At 76.4% G+C, this 441-nt stretch carries 1 protein-coding gene; it reads right to left on the bottom strand.

The features are described 5' to 3' along the window. A partial coding sequence (locus GVL05_RS19850) for a SpoIIE family protein phosphatase (RefSeq protein WP_159574248.1) occupies positions 1-441 on the bottom strand: 441 nt, incomplete at both ends.

Genomic DNA, 441 nt, shown 5'->3' with positions numbered 1-441 from the left:
GAGCAGCGCATGGATCGAGCGGGCGTGCCAGCGCCCCTCGATGCCGTCGGTATGGACCACGGCGATCGCATGGTCCGGGGGCTGGATGGCGGCTTCCTGGGGCTTGCGGATCTGCAGGCCCACCGTGCCGTGCTGCGCCGGCACCGACCGGTCGGCCACGCCGGAGACCAGCCGCGCCGCCACGTTGCCGATGCTGGTGCTCTGAACCGTGGCGGCAGGCCCGTCCCAGCGCAGGGCGCAGACCGCCGCGCCGCGCAGCCCCAGCAGCGCGCGGTGGGCGCGTTCCGCCATGCCGACCAGATCGCCGAAGGGGGCCTGGGCGAAGACTTCCAGCGCCGCCTCCGAAGCCCGCGCCGCTTCCGGCCCGTGCCCCAGGCCGTCGGCCACGCACAGGGCCACGCGCTCGCCGTCGATGGCGGCCGCCCAGGCGTCCCCGCAGGC

The organism is Curtobacterium sp. 18060, from assembly GCF_902706105.1.
In the GTDB taxonomy this organism is placed as follows: Bacteria; Actinomycetota; Actinomycetes; order Actinomycetales; family Microbacteriaceae; genus Curtobacterium.
Note: the sequence above shows the minus strand (reverse complement) of the source record. Positions and strands in the feature narration are given on the sequence as shown.